The sequence below is a fragment of the Actinomadura sp. GTD37 genome (assembly GCF_041951365.1).
Lineage (GTDB): Bacteria > Actinomycetota > Actinomycetes > Streptosporangiales > Streptosporangiaceae > Spirillospora.
The window spans coordinates 124,325-143,518 of record NZ_JBGNUS010000006.1 but is presented as its reverse complement, the minus strand read 5'-3'; the positions used below and the strand labels follow the sequence as shown (position 1 = coordinate 143,518).

Below are 19,194 nucleotides of genomic sequence, written 5' to 3'. Positions count from 1 at the left end.
GGTCGTGCCGAGGCTGGTCGAGGCTGGTCGAGGCTGGTCGAGGTGGTCGTCAGGCGTCCCGGACGAGCGGGCAGGTCATGCACCGGGGGCCGCCGCGCCCCCGGCCGAGCTCGCTGCCGCGGACGGTGATGACCTGGATCCCGTTCCGGCTCAGCTCGTTGTTGCTCGTCGCGTTGCGCTCGTAGGCGACGACGACGCCGGGCGAGACGGCGAGGACGTTCGCGCCGTCGTCCCACTGCTCGCGCTCGGCGGAGAACACGTCCTGCGTCGGGGTGACGACCTTGACGCCGTCCAGCCCGAGCGCGGCGGCGATCGCCCGGTGCATGTCCTCCGGAGCGTGATCGGTGATCTTCAGCTCCTTCTCGGTGTCGCCGGGCTCGACGGTGTGGGACGGCAGCATGCCCATCCCCGCGTAGGCGGTGAACACCCCGTGGTCGACCATCGTCATGACCGTGTCCAGGTGCATGAACGCCCGCTTCCGCGGCATCCGCAGCGCGACGATCCGGGTGCACGACCCGGCGGCGAACAGCGACTGCGCGAGCATCTCGACGGCCTGCGGCTGCGTCCGCTCGCTCATCCCGACCAGCACGGCGCCGTTCCCGATGACCAGGACGTCGCCGCCCTCCAGCGTCGCCGGGGCCATCGACGTCCCGCTGTTCCACACGTGGAAGCCGCCCTCGTCCGGCCGGTCGTAGCCGGCGGCGAACAGCGGATGCCAGCGGTAGACCGCCTCCATGTTCACCGTCTCGCGCATCCGCGCCTTCTTGCGCATGGTGTTGATCGAGACGCCGTCGTAGACCCAGCAGGACGTGTCGCGGGTGAACAGGTGGTTCGGCAGCGGCGGCAGGATGAACCCGTCCATGCCGATGGAGTGGAACGCGATCGACGCCGGCTCCTGCATCCGCTCCAGCATCTCCCGCTTGGTGATGCCGCCGACCAGGAACGAGCCCAGCTCCTGGACGTCCATGGCGTCGAAGCAGTTGCGGATCGCGTCGGTGGCGAGCGGCCCGAACCAGTGCGGGTCGACGACGGCGTCCAGGATGTGCTTGCGCGCCTCCGGGATCCCGATCGTCTCGCGCAGCAGGTCGATCAGCAGGTGCGTGCGGACGCCCTCCGCGCGCAGCACGTCCTCGAACTCCTCGTGCTCCTCCACCGCGCGCCGCACCCACAGCACGTCGTCGAACAGCAGCCCCTCCGCGTTGGACGGGGTGAGCCGCTTCAGCGACAGCTCGGGCCGGTGCAGCAGGACCTCCCGGAGCCGGCCGGCCTCCGAATCGACGTGGAACGTCATCCCCACCCCCTCCGGCCCCGGCCCCCGCGCCGCACGGCCCCAGACCGCCGGGGACGGCCCGGCGACAGGCCGTCAATTCCCCGAGGCCGGGCGGGTAAAACGGGATCGACCTCCACCCGGAGGCTTTACCGGACCTTCACCCGGCGCACCGGCGGGACCCGGCGCGGAGCTGTCGCGCCCCGGACCTAAACTCGTCGGCATGACACCCCCCGGAGGCGGCGGCCCGGACAGCGCGGTCGAGCTGCGCTCGCTCGTCAAGCGCTACGGCTCCGCCACGGCCGTGGACGGCCTGTCCTTCACCGCCGCCCGGGGCGCCGTGACGGCGCTGCTCGGCCCGAACGGCGCCGGCAAGACGACCACGGTCGAGATCTGCGAGGGGTTCCGGCGGGCCGATTCCGGCACCGTCCGCGTCCTCGGCCTCGACCCGGCCGCCGACGGCCGGGCGCTGAAGCCGCGGGTGGGCGTGATGCCGCAGTCCGGCGGGGTGCCGGGCACCGCCCGCGCCGGCGAGTTCCTGGACCTCGTCGCCTCGTTCCACGCCGCGCCGCTCGACACGTCCGCCCTGCTGGAGCGGCTCGGCCTCACCGAGCACGCCCGCACCCCCTTCCGCCGGATGTCGGGCGGGCAGCAGCAGCGGCTCTCCCTCGCCGTCGCCGTGGTCGGGCGGCCCGAACTCGTCTTCCTCGACGAGCCCACCACCGGGCTCGACCCGCAGGCCAGGCACGCCACCTGGGAGCTGATCGAGGAGCTGCGCTCCGCCGGGGCGTCGGTCGTCCTCACCACCCACAACATGGAGGAGGCCGAGCGCCTCTCCGACCGCGTCGTCATCGTCGACCACGGCGCGGTCGTGGCCGGCGGCGCGCCCGAGGAGCTGACCGGCGCCGAGCGGCAGCTGCGGTTCCGCGCCCGGCCCGGCCTCGGCCTGGAGGAGCTGCTGTCGGCGCTGCCCGCCGGGAGCGCCGCGAAGGAGTCGCCCGCCGGGCACTACCTGATCGAGGCGGACGTCCGGCCCGAGCTGCTCGCCACCGTCACCGCGTGGTGCGCCTCGCACGGCGTCATGACCGAGGACCTGCGGATCGAGCGCCGCACCCTGGAGGACGTCTTCCTCGAACTCACCGGACGGGAGCTGCGCCCGTGACCGCCCCCCTGGACCTGTCCCCCGCCCCGGGGGCCGTGCCGCTGCCGCGGATGATCATGTCGCAGGCGGGCTACGAGTTCCGCACCGTGCTGCGCAACGGCGAGCAGCTGCTGCTGACGCTGATCATCCCGGTGGTGCTGCTCGTGCTGTTCGGCGCCACGTCCCTGCTCGACCTCGGCTCCGGCCGCCGGGTCGACTTCCTCACGCCGGGCATCCTCGCGCTCGCGGTGATGTCGACGGCGTTCACCGGGCAGGCCATCGGGACCGGCTTCGAGCGGCGCTACGGCGTCCTCAAGCGGCTCGGCGCCACCCCGCTGCCGCGCGGCGGCCTCATCGCCGCCAAGACCGCCAGCGTCCTCGCGGTCGAGCTCGTGCAGGCCGCGGTGATCTGCGCGGTGGCGCTCGCGCTCGGCTGGCGCCCGGACGGCGACCCCGGCTCGGTGCTCGTCCTGCTGCTGCTCGGCACCGCCGCGTTCTCCGGGCTCGGGCTCCTCATGGCCGGGACGCTGCGCGCCGAGGCCACCCTCGCCGCGGCGAACCTCGTCTACATCCTGCTGCTCGCCGTGGGCGGCGTCGTCTTCCCCCTCGACAAGTTCCCCGGCCCGGTGCGGGACGCCCTGGAGCTGCTGCCGATCTCGGCCCTCGCCGGCGGGCTGCGCGACGTCCTCCAGGACGGCGCGGCGCTCCCGGCGCAGCCGCTGCTCGTCCTCGCGGTGTGGGCCGTCGCCGGCCTCGCCCTCGCCGCCCGGTTCTTCAGATGGGAGTGACCCTTGGCTCTCGCTGAGGCGCCCGGGTCGCTCGGCGGCGCGAGCCGCGTCCCCGGACGCGTCCGCACGCTCTCGCTGGGCTCGGTCCCGCCGCCCGCCCTGATCCTGCTCGGCATCGTGTCCGTGCAGGTCGGCGCGGGGCTCGCCAAGCACCTGTTCGAGCGGCTGCCGCCGACGGCGGTCGTGTCGATCCGGCTGCTGGCCTCGGCGCTCGTGCTGGGCTTCGTGGCCCGCAGGGCGCTGCGGACGGTGCTGCGCGACCATTCCTGGACGAGCCTCGCCGTCGTCGCCGGCTACGGGCTCTCCCTCGCCGGGATGAACTTCGCGTTCTACCAGTCGCTGGCCCGGATCCCGCTGGGCGTGGCGGTGACGATCGAGTTCCTCGGCCCGCTGTCGGTGGCCATCGCCGGCTCGCGCCGCCCGCGCGACGCCCTGTGGGTCCTGCTCGCGGGCGCGGGCGTGCTCATGCTCGCCCGGGGCGGCGGCGACGCCGACCTCGCCGGCATCGCGTTCGCGCTGCTCGCCGCGGTCGGCTGGGCGTCCTACATCCTGCTCACCGCCGCCACCGGGCAGCGGTTCCCCGGCACCACCGGGCTGGCCCTGGCCAGCATCATCGGGACGCTGGTGATGCTGCCGGGCGGCATCGCGACCGGCGTCGCCGCGGGCGGCGCCCTGCTCGACCCGACGCTGCTGCTGATCGGGCTCGGCGTCGGCCTGCTGTCGTCGGTGATCCCGTACTCGCTGGAGCTGGAGGCGCTGCGGCGGGTGCCCGCCCGCGTCTTCGGCATCCTGATGAGCCTGGAGCCCGCCGTCGCCGCCCTCGTCGGCCTGGTCGTCCTCGGCGAGATCCTCACCGGGCGCCAATGGGCCGCGATCGGCTGCGTCATCGTCGCCTGCGCGGGCGCGACACGGGGGCAGAAGGAACCGCCGGCGGCGCCCGCGGCCTGAGCGGAGCGGGCCCGACGGCACGGGGAGGCCGCCGCCTCGCCGTGAACCGCCCGGGATGTGGCGGGCCCATGTGGCAGCGTGGAAGGATCGGGATGTACGGATCGCCCAGCATGCGGAGAGGAGCCGCCGTGATCGGCCGGACCGAGGACCAGGGGATGCCGCCCGAGTTCTTCGAGGCGGGCTCGGCGTCGTTCGTCGACCTCCTGCGCCTCCACTCCCCCGAGCTGCTGCCGGTCAACCGGGTGCCGGAGGGCGACGCCCCGGAGCTGCCGCACGGCACGACCGTCCTGGCGCTGACGTTCCCGGGCGGCGTGATGATGGCCGGCGACCGGCGCGCCACCCAGGGCAACCGCATCGCCTACCGGGAGCTGGACAAGGTGCAGCGCGCCGACGAGTACTCGGCGGTCGCGTTCGCCGGGACGGTCGGGCTCGCGCTGGAGATGGTCCGGCTGTTCCAGGTGGAGCTGGAGCACTACGAGAAGATGGAGACCGTCCCGCTGTCCCTGCCGGGCAAGGCCCGCAGGCTGGGCGCGGTCATCCAGGCCAACCTCGCCCAGGCGCTGCAGGGCCTCGCGGTCGTCCCGCTGTTCACCGGCTACGAGCCGGGCGCGGACGAGGGGCGCATCTTCACCTACGACATCACCGGCGCGCCGCAGGAGGCCCGCGACTTCCACGCCGACGGCTCCGGCTCCCCCTACGCGCTGGGCGCGCTGAAGAAGCTCTACCGGCGCGACCTGTCCCTGGAGGACGCCGCCACCGTCTGCGTCCACGCCCTCTACGACGCGGCCGACGACGACACGGCCACCGGCGGGCCCGACCCGGCGCGGCGCATCTACCCGACCATCGCGGTCGTCACCGGCGACGGCTACCGCCGCCTGCCCGGGGACGAGGTGTCCGCGATCGCCGACGAGGTCGTCCGCGGCCGGATGGACAACCCCGGCGGGCCGGTCGCGCCGCTGCGCTGATCATCGGAAACGTCGTACCCGGCTCCTAGAATCGGCCGTATGGCACGCGCGAACGACGAGGCCGCGGCCCTCGTCCAGGAACTGGCCGACCTGCTGTCCATCACCGGCGGCGACGCCTTCAAGATCAGAGCGTACGAGAAGGCCGCGCGGGCGATCGCCGGCCATCCCGACGACATCGCCGACCTCGACCTGGCCGGGCTCCGCAGGATCCCGGCCGTGGGCGAGGCCATCGCGAAGAAGGTCCTCGACTACAACGCCACCGGCACGATCCGCCAGGTGGAGGAGCTGCGCGCCCAGATCCCGGCCGGGGTCCGCGCCCTCACGGCCATCCCCACGCTCGGCCCGAAGAAGGCCCTCGCCGTCTACGAGGAGCTCGGCATCTCCTCGGTGGACGAGCTGGCCGCCGCCATCGGGGAGGGCCGCCTGCGCGGTCTCAAGGGCTTCGGCGCCAAGACCGAGGAGAACATCCTCCGCGGCATCGAGGTGATGCGGACCTCCGGTGAGCGCGTCCTGGTCGACGCCGCCGCGGGCGTCGCCGACGAGGTCGTCGCGGCGCTGTCGGAGCTCCCCCAGGTGGAGCGCTGCGCCCACGCCGGCTCGCTGCGCCGGATGCGCGAGACGATCGGCGACGTCGACGTCCTCGCCGCCTCCCGCGACCCGCGTCCGATCATGGAGGCGTTCACCGCGCTGCCGTTCGTCGCGGAGGTCGTCGCGGGCGGCGACAAGAAGACCTCGATCCGCACGGCCAAGGGCCTCCAGGTCGACCTGCGCGTCGTCCCGCCGGAGGCGTGGGGCGCCGCGCTGCAGTACTTCACCGGGTCGCAGGCCCACAACATCCGCACCCGCGAGATCGCCGTCAAGGCGGGCCTCAAGCTGTCGGAGTACGGCCTGTTCGACGCCGAGTCCGACGAGCTGATCGTGTCCGAGACCGAGGAGGAGGTCTACGAGCGCCTCGGCCTGCCCTGGGTCCACCCGTCCCTCCGGGAGGACACCGGCGAGATCGAGGCGGCCCTCAAGGACGAGCTGCCCCGCCTCGTCACCGTCGACGACCTGCGCGGCGACCTGCACAGCCACACCGACCTGACCGACGGCGTCGCCTCCCTGGCGGACATGGCCGCCGCCGCGCACGCCCGCGGCCTGGAGTACTACGCGATCACCGACCACGCGCCCGACCTGGTGATGCAGCGCATGACGGACGAGAAGATGCTCGCCCAGCGCGCCGAGATCGCCGAACTCCAGAAGAGCTACCCCGACATGGTCCTGCTCCACGGCACCGAGCTCAACATCGACCCGGACGGCGGCGTCGACTGGGACGCCGGCTTCCTGTCCGCGTTCGACGTCTGCGTCGCCTCGGTCCACTCCCACTTCACCCAGGACCGGGACGCCATGACCCGCCGCCTCGTCCGGGCCTGCGAGAACCCGCACGTCCACGTCATCGGCCACCCCACCGCCCGCAGCATCGGCCGCCGCGCGCCGGTGGACGCCGACTGGGACGAGGTCTTCCGCGCCGCCGCCCGCACCGGGACCGCCATGGAGATCGACTCGTTCCCCGACCGCCTCGACCTGCCGGCCGACCTGGTCCGCCGGGCGAAGCGGTTCGGCGTGCGGTTCTCCGTCGACACCGACGCGCACTCCCTCGGCCACCACCGCAACATCCGCTACGGCGTCGGCACCGCCCAGCGCGGCTGGCTGACCCCCGGCGACGTCATCAACACCTGGCCCCTCGACCGCCTCCGCGACTTCCTGCGGAAGCGGTGACCCGTCAGGCGGGCTGCGGGGCCCCGGCCTCGGACGCCTGCGCGGCGGCCGGGGCGGCCGGCGCCGCGGCGGGGACGGGCCCGCGGTCGCGGAGCGCGAAGAAGAGGCGGAACGCGGCGATCCACATCAGCACCGCGCCGAGCATGTGCAGGAGCACCAGCCCGGCGGGGACGCCGAGAAAGTACTGGGTGTAGCCGATCGCGCCCTGCGCGACGATCAGCCCGGCCAGTTCCAGCCCGCGGCGGCGCGCGTCCCGCAGACCGGGCGTGCCCGCCCGGTAGACGGCCACGACGACGGCCGCGGTGAGGGCCATGGTGAGCCAGGCCAGCTCGCCGTGGATGCGGGCGACCTCGGTGATGTCGAACCCGTAGCGGCGCGACTCGGCGTCCCCCGCGTGCGGGCCGGTTCCGGTGACGACGGTGCCCGCGACGAGGACGGCGGCGCAGGCGCCCAGCAGCACGGCGGCGAGCCCCCGCGTCCGCGGCCCGGCGAGCGGGCGCGGCACCGCGTCGCCCTCCCCCGCGCGGACCCAGAGCGCCACGCAGAACACCAGCAGCGCCGGGGAGACGAGGAAGTGCAGCGACACGGCGGCCGGGTGCAGCTCGGTGAGGACGACGATGCCGCCGATGACGGCCTGCGCGACCACGCTCATCGGCTGCGCCAGCGCCCACCACACCAGCGACCTGCGGCGCGGGCGCAGCCGCAGCGCCGCGACGAACACCAGGATCCCGACGCCCAGCACCACGAAGGTGATCAGCCGGTTGCCGAACTCGATCGACATGTTCAGCACGTGGTGCTCGGGGTCGTGGGTGGGGACGAGGCTGTCGCCGCTGCAGCGCGGCCAGTCGGGGCAGCCGAGCCCGGACTTGGTGACGCGGACGGCGCCGCCGCTGACGACGATCAGCACGTTGCCGACGACGCCGAGCAGCGCGAGCAGCCGCAGCGACCCGGGGGTCGGACGCCACACGGCGTTCCAGGACCGGGTCAGGAGGTTGGAGGAGGGTCGCTCTGCCACGGCACCAATCGTATGGCCGGGTCGCCGTGCCGCCGACCCGCCCCCCGGTTACGTCCCGTACGGTCCGGGCGCCCGCGGCGGCAGGAATCCCGAGGGGCCCTGCGCCGCCCACGGCGGGCCGCCCGGCCGGCCCGCCCCCGGGCGCGGCGGCGTGCGCAGGAACGCCTGCCTGGCGAGCGACATCAGCTCCAGCAGCGAGTCGCGGCGGGCGACGAACCAGCGCTGGTCGGCCACTCCCCGGTCGGCCCGCTTGTGCAGCAGCGCCAGCTCGGTCGCGGCGAGCTGGTAGTCGGTCATGGCGCGGCCGGCGGGCGGGCCGCCGACGGACCGGGCCCAGCGGCGGGCGGCCCGGCGGGACGGGATGGACCGCAGCATCCGCACGTCCTGCGGCGTGACCAGGCCCGTCCCGGCGTACATCGGCAGGTACGCCTCGATGCGCCGGACGGTGCCGCGCCGCTCGACGAAGACGATGACGATCAGCGTCACCAGGACGCAGAAGTCCAGCAGGTAGACGATGCCGAGGCCGGCGAGGCCGAACGCGCCGGCGGCCCCGTTCCACAGCCCGTGCAGGATCATCGCGCCGAGCAGCCCGGCGAGCGGCGCGGCGATCTGGCCGCGCCGGTGCGTGGCGGCGTAGGCGACGCCGAGGCCGGTCATGGAGGTGAACAGCGGGTGGCTGAGCGGCGCGATGAGGCCGCGCAGGATGAAGACCGCCTGGAGCTGCTGGGCGCCGCCGTCCTCGAACGCCCGCATGTAGTAGGTGATGTTCTCCATCATGGCGAAGCCGAGGCCGACCATCGCGGCGTAGATGATGCCGTCGGCGAAGCCGTCGATCTCGTTGCGGCGGAACCACAGCAGGCCGAACAGGACGGCGCCCTTCAGCGTCTCCTCGATGACCGGCGCGCCGAAGGTGGCGCTGACGAAGTGGCCCTCGGTCTCGCCGAAGATGGGCACGGTCACGTACAGCAGCCCGGCGGTGTTGAGGACGAGCGCGCCGAGCACGGCGATGCCCGCGCCCCACATGAACGAGAAGGCGAGGGCGCGCGGCGGCTCGGGCTCCAGCCGGTCGAGGGTGAGGGCGAGGGCGACCAGCACCGGGATCGGGAGGATGGCGAGGAGCACGCCGACCCAGAAGGCCGCCCCGCCGAGCGCGGCGTCGGCGCCGAACGCGACCAGGATGCAGAGCCCGGACACGGTCATGCCGACGATGAGGCCGACCGGGGGCCTGCCGGGGACCCGGCCCTCCAGCACCGCCTTCGGGTCCATGGTCGCCATGACGTGAGCGTAACGGCAGGTCGGGCGAAGCGCTAAGCCGGGCCGCCACGGTAGGTGACCGGGCGGCGACGTCAGTGCAGCAGCGGGTCGAGCGCCACGGCGGTGAACAGCAGCGCCAGGTAGGTGTTGGAGAGGTGGAAGAAGCGCATCGGCCGCAGGTGGACACCGGTGACCCCGGCGCGCACCGCCTTCAGCAGCCGGTGCCCCTCGGCGAGGAAGACGAGGCCGAGCACGACCGCGACGGCCCCGTACACCGGGCTCATGGCGGCGACCGGCCACAGCGCCAGCGAGGCCGCGACGGTCGCGTAGGTGTAGACGAGGCTCTCGGTGACGACGCGCCGCTCCGACGCCACGACCGGCAGCATCGGGACCTTGGCGATGGCGTAGTCCTCGCGGTAGCGCATCGCGAGCGTCCACGTGTGCGGCGGCGTCCACAGGAACACCACCATGAACAGCACCAGCGGCGTCCAGGCGACGGACCCGGTGATCGCGGCCCAGCCGATGAGGACGGGCATGCAGCCGGCGATGCCGCCCCACACGACGTTCTGCGAGGTGCGCCGCTTGAGCAGCAGCGAGTACACGAAGACGTAGAACAGGATCGCGAACAGCGACCCGGCCGCGGCGACCGCGTTGACCGTCAGCAGGAACCCGGCCGTGGACAGCACGGCGAGCGTCACCCCGAAGATCAGAGCGCGGGCGGGGGTGACCTGGTGCCGGGCCAGCGGACGGCGCCGGGTGCGGCGCATCTTGGCGTCGATGTCGCGGTCGATGTAGCAGTTGATCGCGTTGGCGGCCCCGGCGGACATCGTCCCGAACGCCAGCGTCAGCAGCACGGTGGACAGCGGCGGGAGGCCGCCGGCCGCGAGGAACATCACCGGGATGGTGGTGATCAACAGCAGTTCGATGACGCGCGGCTTCGTCAGCGCCACATAGGCGCGCAGACTCGCGCCCACCGTCCGGCGGGCGGCGCCTTCGGCGGGTTCCGGCACGAGCGCCGGCACGAGCGCCCGCTCGTCGAGCTCGACCCCGCGCTTGTTACTGAGCACCGTCACAATCGGGTCCACGTCCAACTAGGGATGAGAAATCGGTCCACCTCGGCGGTGCCCCCGCGTATCCGGGCCGGCCTCGGGTCGGTGCGACTTCGGCTTGGTCTGGTTGCCGCGGCCGCTGGCCGTCAGCCGCGCCATCACTGTAGTCCGCCCCCTCCGGGGGGCGCGCACCGGGTCGCCGGACGCGCCGCGCGGCCGCCGTCCGGGCGGCGCCGGGCGCGTCCCGGATCACCCGCCGGATCACCCGTGCGGGGGGTTAGCGCGCGAGGCGTCCGGGCAAGGGTGTTCGAAGGCGCCAGGAGCGGCCCGGCCCCCGGAGCGCGGCGTCGCGCGGCGCGCTCTCACCGCAGCCTGCGGCGACCCTCCCGCGCGGTAGGCTCGCCCGGGGCGCGGCATGATCTTCGCCCGCCGCGGACCGGGCGGCGGCACGGGGCAGGGGGAAGCTGTGGCGCACGACATCACCGATTGATCCATACACCGGTTCGAGAGGAGCCTGGCGTTCCGTGAGCAGGGACAACAGCACGTTTGAGTGGTCCGATCAGGACCGGCGCGCGGTCGACGCGATCCGCGCCCTCGCCATGGACGCGGTCGAGGAGGCCGGCTCCGGTCACCCCGGCACGGCGATGAGCCTCGCGCCCGCCGCCTACCTTCTGTTCCAGCGCTTCCTCCGGCACGACCCGACGGACCCGAACTGGGCCGGCCGGGACAGGTTCGTGCTCTCCTGCGGCCACTCCAGCCTGACCCTTTACATCCAGCTGTACCTTTCGGGCTACCCGCTGACGCTGCACGACCTGAAGTCGCTGCGCAAGTGGGGCAGCCTCACCCCCGGCCACCCCGAGCACGGGCACACGGCGGGCGTCGAGACGACCACCGGGCCGCTCGGGCAGGGCATCGCGAACGCGGTCGGGATGGCGATGGCGGCCCGCCGCGAGCGCGGCCTGTTCGACCCGGACGCGCCGCAGGGCGAATCCCCCTTCGACCACATGATCTGGGCGTTCGCGTCGGACGGCGACATCGAGGAGGGCATCAGCCACGAGGCGAGCGCGCTGGCGGCCCACCAGCGGCTCGGCAACCTGGTGCTGCTCTACGACGACAACCACATCTCGATCGAGGACGACACCGCGATCGCGCTGTCGGAGGACGTGCGGGCCCGGTACGCGGCGTACGGCTGGGACGTCCACCGCGTCGACTGGACCGAGAACGGCGACTACGACGAGAACGTCGCCGCGCTCGCGGCGGCGTTCGCGGCGGCGAAGGCGGAGACGTCCCGCCCGTCGTTCATCGCGCTGCGGACGATCATCGGCTGGCCCGCGCCGAACAAGAAGAACACCGGCAAGATCCACGGTTCGGCGCTCGGCGCCGACGAGGTCGCCGCGACCAAGCGGGTCCTCGGCATGGACCCGGCCGAGACCTTCCACGTCCCCGAGGACGTCCTCGCCCACGCACGCGAGGTGTCCGCACGGGGCCGCGCCGACCACGCCGGCTGGAGCGAGCGGTTCGACGCGTGGCGGGCGGCCGAGCCGGAGCGGGCGGCCGAGTACGACCGGATCTCGTCCCGGACGCCGCCGCCCGGCTGGGACGAGGCGCTCCCGGTGTTCGAGGCCGGCAGGTCCCTCGCGACCCGCGCCGCGTCCGGGGAGGTCCTGGCGGCGCTGGCGCCGGTGCTGCCGGAGCTGTGGGGCGGGTCGGCCGACCTGGCCGAGAGCAACAACACGACGATGAAGGGCGAGCCGTCCTTCATCCCCGAGGAGTTCCAGACCAAGGAGTTCCCCGGCCACCGCTACGGCCGCACGCTGCACTTCGGCGTCCGCGAGCACGCGATGGGCGCGATCTGCAACGGGATCGCGCTGCACGGCGGCACCCGCCCGTACGGCGGCACGTTCCTGATCTTCAGCGACTACATGCGCCCGGCCGTGCGGCTGGCGGCGCTGATGAAGCTGCCGGTCACCTACGTGTGGACGCACGACTCGATCGGCCTCGGCGAGGACGGCCCGACGCACCAGCCCGTGGAGCACCTGTGGGCGCTGCGGGCCATCCCCGGCCTGGACGTCGTCCGGCCGGCGGACGCGAACGAGACGGCGGTCGCGTGGCGGACCGTCCTGCGGCACACCGACCGGCCCGCGGGCCTCGCGCTGACCCGGCAGAAGCTGCCGACGCTCGAGCGCGGCGGCGAGATCGCGTCCGCCGAGGGCGCCGCCCGGGGCGGCTACGTGCTGGCCGACGCCGACGGCGGGCGACCCGAGGTGATCATCATCGCGACCGGCAGCGAGGTCGAGCTCGCGCTGGAGGCGCGCACGGCGCTGCAGGCCGAGGGCACCCCGACCCGGGTCGTGTCGATGCCGTGCGTGGAGTGGTTCGAGGAGCAGACCGACGCCTACCGGCAGGAGGTGCTGCCGCCCGGCGTCCGCGCCCGCGTGTCCGTCGAGGCGGGCGTCGCGCTCGGCTGGCGCGGGTATGTCGGCGACGACGGCGAGTCGGTGAGCCTGGAGCACTTCGGCGCCTCGGCCGACTACAAGACGCTGTTCCTGCAGTTCGGCATCACCTCCGAGCGGGTCGTCGCGGCGGCGAAGGCCAGCCTGATCAAGGCCGGCGTGCACGGCGCCGGGCGCGGCGAGACCACCGGCAACTAGGGCCGCGAGGAGGCGGGGCCCGGTCGCCGGCGGTGGCGCGGGCCCCGCCGCCCGTCCCCGGCCCCCCGGCCAACTCGATGACGAGGAGAAGAGCGATGAGCGACATCTTGAAGCGGCTCTCGGACGAGGGCGTGTCGATCTGGCTGGACGACATCAGCCGGGAGCGGCTGCGCACGGGCGACCTGGCGGAGCTGGTCAAGGACAGCCACGTCGTGGGCGTCACGTCCAACCCGACGATCTTCGCGAAGGCGCTGAGCAAGGGGAACGCCTACGACGACCAGGTCCGCGACCTGGCGCTGCTCGGCGTGGACGTCGAGGAGGCGTCCCGCGCGATCACCACCTTCGACATCCGCTGGGGCTGCGACGTGCTGCGCCCGGTGTACGACCGCACGGACGGCGTCGACGGCCGCGTGTCGATCGAGGTCGACCCGCGGCTGGCCAAGGAGACGGCCAAGACGGTCGCCGAGGCGCGGATGCTGTGGTGGCTGGTCGACCGGCCCAACCTGTTCATCAAGATCCCGGCGACGGAGGAGTGCCTGCCCGCGATCACCGAGACGCTGGCGCAGGGCATCAGCGTGAACGTGACGCTGATCTTCTCGCTGGAGCGCTACGGCGCGGTGATCGACGCGTTCTTCGCCGGCCTGGAGCGGGCGCGGGAGAACGGCCACGACCTGTCGAAGATCGCGTCGGTGGCGTCGTTCTTCGTCAGCCGGGTCGACACCGAGATCGACAAGCGGCTCGACAAGCTCGGCTCGGACGGGGCGAAGGGGCTGCGGTCCAAGGCGGGCCTCGCCAACGCCCGGCTCGCGTACGCGCTGTACGAGGAGAGGTTCGGCACCGGCCGGTGGAAGGCCCTCAAGGACGCCGGGGCCCGTCCGCAGCGGCCGCTGTGGGCCTCGACCGGGGTGAAGGACCCCGACCTCAACGACACGCTGTACGTGGACGAGCTGGTCGCGCCCGGCACCGTCAACACGATGCCGGAGGCGACGCTGGTGGCCGAGGCCGACCACGGCCAGGTGCGCGGCGACACCGTCCGCGGCGCCTACGACGACGCCCGCGCGCACATGGCGGCGCTCAAGGACGCCGGGGTCGACTACGACGACGTGGTGCGCGTCCTGGAGGACGAGGGCGTGGCGAAGTTCGCCGACTCGTGGAAGGGCATGCTCGACTCCATCACCGGCGAGCTGGAGTCCAAGAGGGCCGGCGCGTGACCTCGGTGGTGACCGCCGGGGGGATCTCGGTCACCATCCGCGGCGCCGTCGTCGACGAGGGCGAGACGGTCCTGGACCGGCTCGTCTCCGACGGCGTGCCGGGTTCGCTCGCGTCCCGGAGCGCCAAGCTGTGGGGGCCGGACGCGGCCCCGCTCGCCGCCCGCCGGCTCGGCTGGCTGGACCCGCCGGCGACCTCGCGGTCGCTGCGGGACCGGCTGGCCGGCCCGGCCGGCGAGGCCCGCGCCGCCGGGCTCGACCGGGTCGTGCTGGCCGCCGCGGGGGGCGCGGCGGCGGCCGCGGAGGCGATGTGCCGGACGGCGGGCGCCGAGCTGACCGTCCTCGACACCACCGACCCGCACGAGGTGTCGCGCGTCCTGGCCGGCGACCTGGACCGGACGCTCGTGGTCGTGGCGGGCGAGGGCGTCGAGGCGGACGCGCTGCGCCGCGTGTTCGGGCGCGCGTTCTCCGCCGCCGGGCTGGGCGGCGCCGACCTGGCGCGCCGGTTCGTCGTCGTGGCGGAGGAGGGCTCGGACCTCGCCCGCGACGCCGAGGAGGCGGGCCACCCCCGCGTCCTCGCCGAGCCCGGCGCCGACGACCGGTTCGGCGCGCTCGGCGCCCGCTCGCTGGTGCCGGCGGCGCTCGCCGGCGTGGACGTGGACGCCCTGCTCGACGAGGCGTCCGGGCTCGCGGCGACGCTGCGGCAGCCCTACGACAACCCGGCGCTGGCGCTGGGCGCGGCGCTCGGCTCGTCGGCGCTCGGCGCCCGCGACAAGCTGGTGATCGCCGACCACGGCTCGGGTCTGGACGGGCTCGCCGGATGGGCGGAGCAACTGGTCGCCGGGGCGCTGGGCAAGGACGGCAAGGGCCTGCTCCCGGTCGTGGTGGAGAGCGCGGACGCGCCGGGCTTCGAACTGGCCGACGACCTGCGGCGGGTCGTCCTCGGCCGCCGGCCGGACGAGCCGGGCGCCGGGCGCGAGGCGGGGGTGAGCGTCGCCGGGCCGCTCGGCGCGCAGTTCCTGCTGTGGGGGTTCGCGGTCGCGGTGGCGGCCCGGGTGATCGGCGTGGACCCGTTCGGCGACCCGGACGCCGGCGAGTCGCGGGAGAGCACCGCCGCGCTGCTGCGGTCGGAGGAGGGCGCGGCGCCGACCGTCGTGCGGCGGCCGCCGGAGCTGGTGGAGGGCGCGGTCGAGCTGCACGCCCCCGAGGACGCGCTGCGGGGCGCGCGGACGCTGGCCGAGGCGCTGGAGACGCTCCTCGCGGACGTCCCGGACGGCGGCTACCTGGCGGTGCTCGCCTACCTGGACCGTGCCGGGGACGCGGCGGCGGCCGGGCTGCGGCCGCTGCTGGCCGCGCGGGGCGGCAAGGTCCGCAGGCGTCCGGCGCCGGTCACGTTCGGCTGGGGCCCGCGCTACCTGCACACCGCGGGCCAGTACCACAAGGGCGGGCCGCCGAACGGGGCGTTCCTCCAGATCACCGGCGCGGTCACCGGCGACGTCGCGGTGCCGGGCAGGCCGTACAGCCTGGGCGAGCTGCAGCTCGCGCAGGCGTTCGGCGACCTGCGGGTGCTGCGGTCGCTCGGCCGCCCGGCGGTCCGGCTGCACCTGCGCGACCGCGCCGAGGGCCTCGCGCAGCTCGCCGCGGCGCTGGCCTGACCGGCCCGTCCGGACGCTGCGCGACCGGCCGGATCCGGGATGCCGCAAAAGAGATCATCAGAGATGGTCGCGAATGCCCGTTCTCTCCTGAAACGATGGGGGCCGGGAGGGAACGGTGTCCGGATTCGACGTATTGACCCGCGGCGACGTGCTGGACTCGGCGCTGCGGGCGAGGGACTACCTCGTGAGCTGCGGCGTCCCCGGCGCGCTGGCCGCCAAGGACCCGCGGCTGTGGGGGCGGCGCGCGGTGGACCACAGCCGGCTGGGCTGGCTCGACCTGCCGTTCGCCTCCCGCGGGCTGCTGAGCCAGGTGAACGGCCTGGTGTCGGAGGCGCGCTACTCGGGGCTCGACCACATCGTGCTGATCGGCGTCGGGGCGGAGAGCCTCGCCGCGCAGGCGGTGATGGAGGCGCACGCCCCGGCGCTCGCCGCAGCGGGCGGCCCGGCCGGCGGGACCGGGCCGGGCGCGCGGACGACCGGCGAGCTGACGGTCCTGGACGGCGGCGACACGGCCGCGCTGGCGTTCGCGATGGAGCGGCTCGACCGGACGCTCGTCGTGCTGGCGAGCAAGGCGGGCGTGTCGCTGGAGGGCGACGCCTACCGGCGGATCTTCGCGGAGGCGTTCCGTGAGCGGGGCCTGTCCGAGCGGGAGATCGCGGGCCGGTTCCTGGTCATCACCGACCACGGGAGCCCGCTGCACGACTTCGCCCGGCAGTGCGGCTACCGGATCGGGCTGACCGACCCCTACCTGCCGGGGCACTACGGGGCGCTGTCGGCGTACGGGCTCGTCCCGGCGGTGCTGGCGGGCGCGGACGCCGAGCGGCTGCTGGACGAGGCGGCGTCGCTGGTGCCGTCGCTGTCCAAGGACGAGGACAACCCGGGGCTGCTGCTCGGCGCGGTCATCGGCGGCTGCGCGCAGCAGGAGCCGGGCGGCCTCGCCCGCGACAAGGTGCTGCTGCGCGAGCCGGGCGGGCCGGGCGCGCTGAGCGCGTGGATCTCCCAGCTCCTCGCGGTCGGCACGGGCAAGCGGGGCCGCGGCGTGCTGGCGTTCGAGCCGTCCGGCGGGCGCGGCGACTTCCCCGACGTGCACGGCGTGTCGGTGAATCCGCGGTCGGCGGCGCAGGACGACTCCGACACCGCGGTGTGGGCGCCGCTCGGCGCGCAGTTCCTGCTGTGGGAGTACGCGACGGCGGTCGCCGGGTGGCTGCTCGGCGTGAACCCGTTCGAGGCGGGCAGCTCGGTCGTCCAGGAGGCGGAGGACGACGCGGCGACGCTGCTGCGCACCGCGTCCGCGGGCTCGCTGACGGAGGAGCGGCCGGTGTACGTGGAGGACGGCATCGAGGTGCACGCCGACTTCCCGTGGCCGGCCGGCGCCGAGTTGCAGACGGTTCTCGGGGGGCTGGTCGCCTCGGTGCCGTCCGATGGGTATCTGTCGGTAATGACGTATTTGTCGGGAGACTTCTCCGGGCGGTACCTGGCCCCGTCGCTGGCGCGCGCGTCCGGGCGCCCCGTCGCCTACGGGCCGGGCCCCGGCTACCCGCACGCGACCGGCCCGGTGCACAAGGACGGCCCCGGCAACGGCGCGTTCCTCATCATCACCGGCGACCCGGCGCCGGGCGACGCGCTCGCCGCCCACCCCGTCCCGGGCCGCCCCTACAGCCTGGCGCAGCTGCGGCTGGCGCGCGCGCTCGGCGAGCTGCGGGCGCTGCGCGAACGGCGGCTGCCGGTGATCCGGCTGCACCTGCGCGACCCGGTCGAGGGCGCGGGCAGGCTCACCGAGGCGGTCCGGGCGGTCGCGGGGGCGCGCAGGCCGTGAGCTTCACCGCCGTCGTCTCGGGGGAGACGGCCATCACCGCGCGCGGGCCGCTCAAGGAGGCCGCGGAGCGGGTCCTCGGCAGGCTGTGGATCGACCAGGTGCCGGTCCGGCTGGCGTCGGAGGACCCGTCGCTGTGGCCGTCCGCCGCCACCGCCGGGGTGGAGGGCCGCCCACTGTGCTGGCCCGGCCAGCCGGGTCCCGGCCGGGCCGTCCTGGACCGTGCCGAGGAGCTGCGCGCGCAGGCCCGCGGCGACGGGCTGACGGAGGTCGTGCTCCTCGGCGGCGGCGCCCCGGCCCGCGCCGCCGAGCTGATCGCCGCCGCGGGCGGCACGCCCCTCACCGTCCTGGACGGCCTGGAGCCGGGCCCGCTGCTGCGCCTGCGCGACGACGGGGAGCGGCTCGCCCGCACCGTGATCGTGGTGACCGGCGGCGACCCGGCCGCCGAGACGCTGCGCCTCGTGCTCACCGAGATGCTCGCCGACGCCGGCCTCTCCCCCGCCGAGGCCGCCCGGCGGTTCGTCGCGGTCGCCGAGCCGCGCGCGGCGGCGGCCAAGCACGCGGCCGAGGCGGGGCACGCGCTGGTGGAGGCCCCGGCCGCCACCGCGTTCGGCGCCCTGTCCCCCTACGCGCTGGTGCCCGCCGCGCTCGCCGGCGCCGACGTCCGGACGCTGCTGAGCGAGGCCGCCGCCGTGCTGCCCGCGCTGACGCGGCCGGAGAACAACCCGGGCCTCGTCCTCGGCGCCCTCCTCGGCGGGGCCGCCCGCGCCGGCCGCCGCACGGCGGTGCTCGGCGGCTACCCGGCGGAGCTGCCCGGCATCGCCCGCTGGGCGGCGGCGCTGCTGGAGGAGACGGCCGGCGGCGGGCTGGTCCCGGTCGTCCAGGACGGCGGCCTGCCGCTGGCGCCCGCCGACGACCTGTTCCTGGTCACGTTCGGCGGCCGCCCCCACCAGGACGACGCCACCGTCACCGGCCCGCTCGCCGCCCAGCTCGTGGTGTGGGAGTACGCCGCCGCCGTGGCGGCCTACCTGCTGGAGGCCGACCCGCTCGCGCCGGCCGGCCCGTCCGCCCCGATGACCCTCGACGACGGGACCGGAGAGCCGCTGTTCGCCGACGGCGACCACGGCCGCGCCGTCGAGGCGCACACGACCGTGCCGGCGCTGCTCGGCGCGTCCGGCCTCACCGCGCTGCTGGACGCGCTGGCCGCCGCGATCGGCCCGGGCGAGCACCTGGACCTGGTCGCCTACCTGGACCCCGACGAGACCCGCGGGCAGGGGGCGCAGGTGCGCCGGCTGGCCGCGCTGCTCGCCGCCCGGTCCGGCCGGCCGGTGCGGGCGGGCTGGGGCGCGCGGCCCCGCCCGGCGGGCGGCGACCGGCCCGGCGGGGGCGTGTACCTGCTGGTCACCGGGAACGTCGTCCGCGACGTGCCGGTCCCCGGCCGGCACCACCGGCTCGGCATGCTGCAGCTCGCGCGGGCGCTCGGCGACGCCCGCGACGCGCGCGCGGCGGGCCGCCCGGTGGTCCGGCTGCACCTGCAGCACCGCTGGGCGGGACTCGCCCGGCTGCTGGACGCCGCCCGGGGGGCCGACGAGCGCCCGCCCGAGAGTTGGGTCCCGTGAGACGAGTTGGGGCAGGATGCTTGCAGCAGTAGACGAAGAAGGCGCAGTGCGACAAGAGGGGGC

14 protein-coding genes are annotated in these 19,194 nt (G+C 75.0%); 10 read left to right on the top strand and 4 right to left on the bottom strand.

Annotated elements, in window-relative coordinates; genetic code table 11:
* Positions 1–49: 49 nt before the first annotated feature.
* Complete coding sequence (locus ACA511_RS28125; RefSeq protein ID WP_375027636.1) at positions 50–1,291, bottom strand: arginine deiminase; 1,242 nt, start codon at positions 1,289–1,291, stop codon at positions 50–52.
* 199 nt (positions 1,292–1,490) lie between these two features.
* On the opposite strand from ACA511_RS28125, the gene ACA511_RS28120 reads away from it, so the two are divergent.
* From ACA511_RS28120 to polX, 5 genes are all read left to right on the top strand, one after another.
* Positions 1,491–2,429: an ABC transporter ATP-binding protein gene (locus tag ACA511_RS28120; RefSeq protein ID WP_375027635.1), complete on the top strand. Its 939-nt coding sequence runs from the start codon at positions 1,491–1,493 to the stop codon at positions 2,427–2,429.
* Positions 2,430–2,479: 50 nt separating this feature from the next.
* Positions 2,480–3,196 carry an ABC transporter permease gene (locus tag ACA511_RS28115; protein ID WP_375028074.1) on the top strand — a complete coding sequence of 239 codons (717 nt, stop codon included), beginning with the start codon at positions 2,480–2,482 and terminating at the stop codon, positions 3,194–3,196.
* Between the two features lie 3 nt (positions 3,197–3,199).
* Complete coding sequence (locus ACA511_RS28110) at positions 3,200–4,144, top strand: DMT family transporter (protein WP_375027634.1); 945 nt, start codon at positions 3,200–3,202, stop codon at positions 4,142–4,144.
* Between the two features lie 155 nt (positions 4,145–4,299).
* Entirely contained in the window at positions 4,300–5,109 is an 810-nt protein-coding gene (gene prcB, locus ACA511_RS28105) for a proteasome subunit beta (protein WP_375028073.1), read from the top strand.
* 39 nt (positions 5,110–5,148) lie between these two features.
* The gene (gene polX, locus ACA511_RS28100; RefSeq protein ID WP_375027633.1) at positions 5,149–6,867 is read left to right on the top strand and encodes a DNA polymerase/3'-5' exonuclease PolX; all 1,719 of its coding nucleotides are present in this window, start codon (positions 5,149–5,151) and stop codon (positions 6,865–6,867) included.
* Positions 6,868–6,871: 4 nt separating this feature from the next.
* Here polX and ACA511_RS28095 read toward each other — a convergent pair whose 3' ends face one another.
* The 3 genes from ACA511_RS28095 to ACA511_RS28085 all read right to left on the bottom strand — a co-directional run bounded on the left by ACA511_RS28095 (position 6,872) and on the right by ACA511_RS28085 (position 10,209).
* Positions 6,872–7,882, bottom strand: coding sequence for a heme A synthase (locus ACA511_RS28095; RefSeq protein WP_375027632.1), 1,011 nt, complete (start codon positions 7,880–7,882; stop codon positions 6,872–6,874).
* 48 nt (positions 7,883–7,930) lie between these two features.
* Positions 7,931–9,157 carry a PrsW family intramembrane metalloprotease gene (locus tag ACA511_RS28090; protein WP_375027631.1) on the bottom strand — a complete coding sequence of 409 codons (1,227 nt, stop codon included), beginning with the start codon at positions 9,155–9,157 and terminating at the stop codon, positions 7,931–7,933.
* 71 nt (positions 9,158–9,228) lie between these two features.
* Positions 9,229–10,209, bottom strand: coding sequence for a heme o synthase (locus ACA511_RS28085; RefSeq protein ID WP_375027630.1), 981 nt, complete (start codon positions 10,207–10,209; stop codon positions 9,229–9,231).
* 500 nt (positions 10,210–10,709) lie between these two features.
* Between ACA511_RS28085 and tkt the strand changes: the two genes are divergently transcribed.
* The 5 genes from tkt to ACA511_RS28060 all read left to right on the top strand — a co-directional run bounded on the left by tkt (position 10,710) and on the right by ACA511_RS28060 (position 19,131).
* The gene (gene tkt / locus ACA511_RS28080; RefSeq protein ID WP_375027629.1) at positions 10,710–12,836 is read left to right on the top strand and encodes a transketolase; all 2,127 of its coding nucleotides are present in this window, start codon (positions 10,710–10,712) and stop codon (positions 12,834–12,836) included.
* Between the two features lie 95 nt (positions 12,837–12,931).
* Positions 12,932–14,047 (top strand): transaldolase, encoded by a 1,116-nt coding sequence (gene tal, locus ACA511_RS28075; protein WP_375027628.1) that lies wholly within the window; start codon positions 12,932–12,934, stop codon positions 14,045–14,047.
* Complete coding sequence (locus ACA511_RS28070; RefSeq protein ID WP_375027627.1) at positions 14,044–15,699, top strand: glucose-6-phosphate isomerase; 1,656 nt, start codon at positions 14,044–14,046, stop codon at positions 15,697–15,699. The genes tal and ACA511_RS28070 overlap by 4 nt, the downstream gene beginning before the upstream one ends.
* A gap of 115 nt (positions 15,700–15,814) precedes the next feature.
* Positions 15,815–17,515 (top strand): phosphoheptose isomerase, encoded by a 1,701-nt coding sequence (locus ACA511_RS28065; RefSeq protein ID WP_375027626.1) that lies wholly within the window; start codon positions 15,815–15,817, stop codon positions 17,513–17,515.
* The gene (locus tag ACA511_RS28060) at positions 17,512–19,131 is read left to right on the top strand and encodes a glucose-6-phosphate isomerase (protein ID WP_375027625.1); all 1,620 of its coding nucleotides are present in this window, start codon (positions 17,512–17,514) and stop codon (positions 19,129–19,131) included. The genes ACA511_RS28065 and ACA511_RS28060 overlap by 4 nt, the downstream gene beginning before the upstream one ends.
* The last annotated feature ends 63 nt before the right edge of the window (positions 19,132–19,194 follow it).

Bases quoted from the DNA above. Each gene is read 5' to 3' on its own strand.
- ACA511_RS28125 (WP_375027636.1), bottom strand. From the start codon at position 1,291: ATGACGTTCCACGTCGATTCGGAGGCCGGCCGGCTCCGGGAGGTCCTG.
- ACA511_RS28090 (WP_375027631.1), bottom strand. From the start codon at position 9,157: ATGGCGACCATGGACCCGAAGGCGGTGCTGGAGGGCCGGGTCCCCGGC.
- prcB (WP_375028073.1), top strand. From the start codon at position 4,300: ATGCCGCCCGAGTTCTTCGAGGCGGGCTCGGCGTCGTTCGTCGACCTC.
- polX (WP_375027633.1), top strand. From the start codon at position 5,149: ATGGCACGCGCGAACGACGAGGCCGCGGCCCTCGTCCAGGAACTGGCC.
- tal (WP_375027628.1), top strand. From the start codon at position 12,932: ATGAGCGACATCTTGAAGCGGCTCTCGGACGAGGGCGTGTCGATCTGG.
- ACA511_RS28120 (WP_375027635.1), top strand. From the start codon at position 1,491: ATGACACCCCCCGGAGGCGGCGGCCCGGACAGCGCGGTCGAGCTGCGC.
- ACA511_RS28115 (WP_375028074.1), top strand. From the start codon at position 2,480: ATGATCATGTCGCAGGCGGGCTACGAGTTCCGCACCGTGCTGCGCAAC.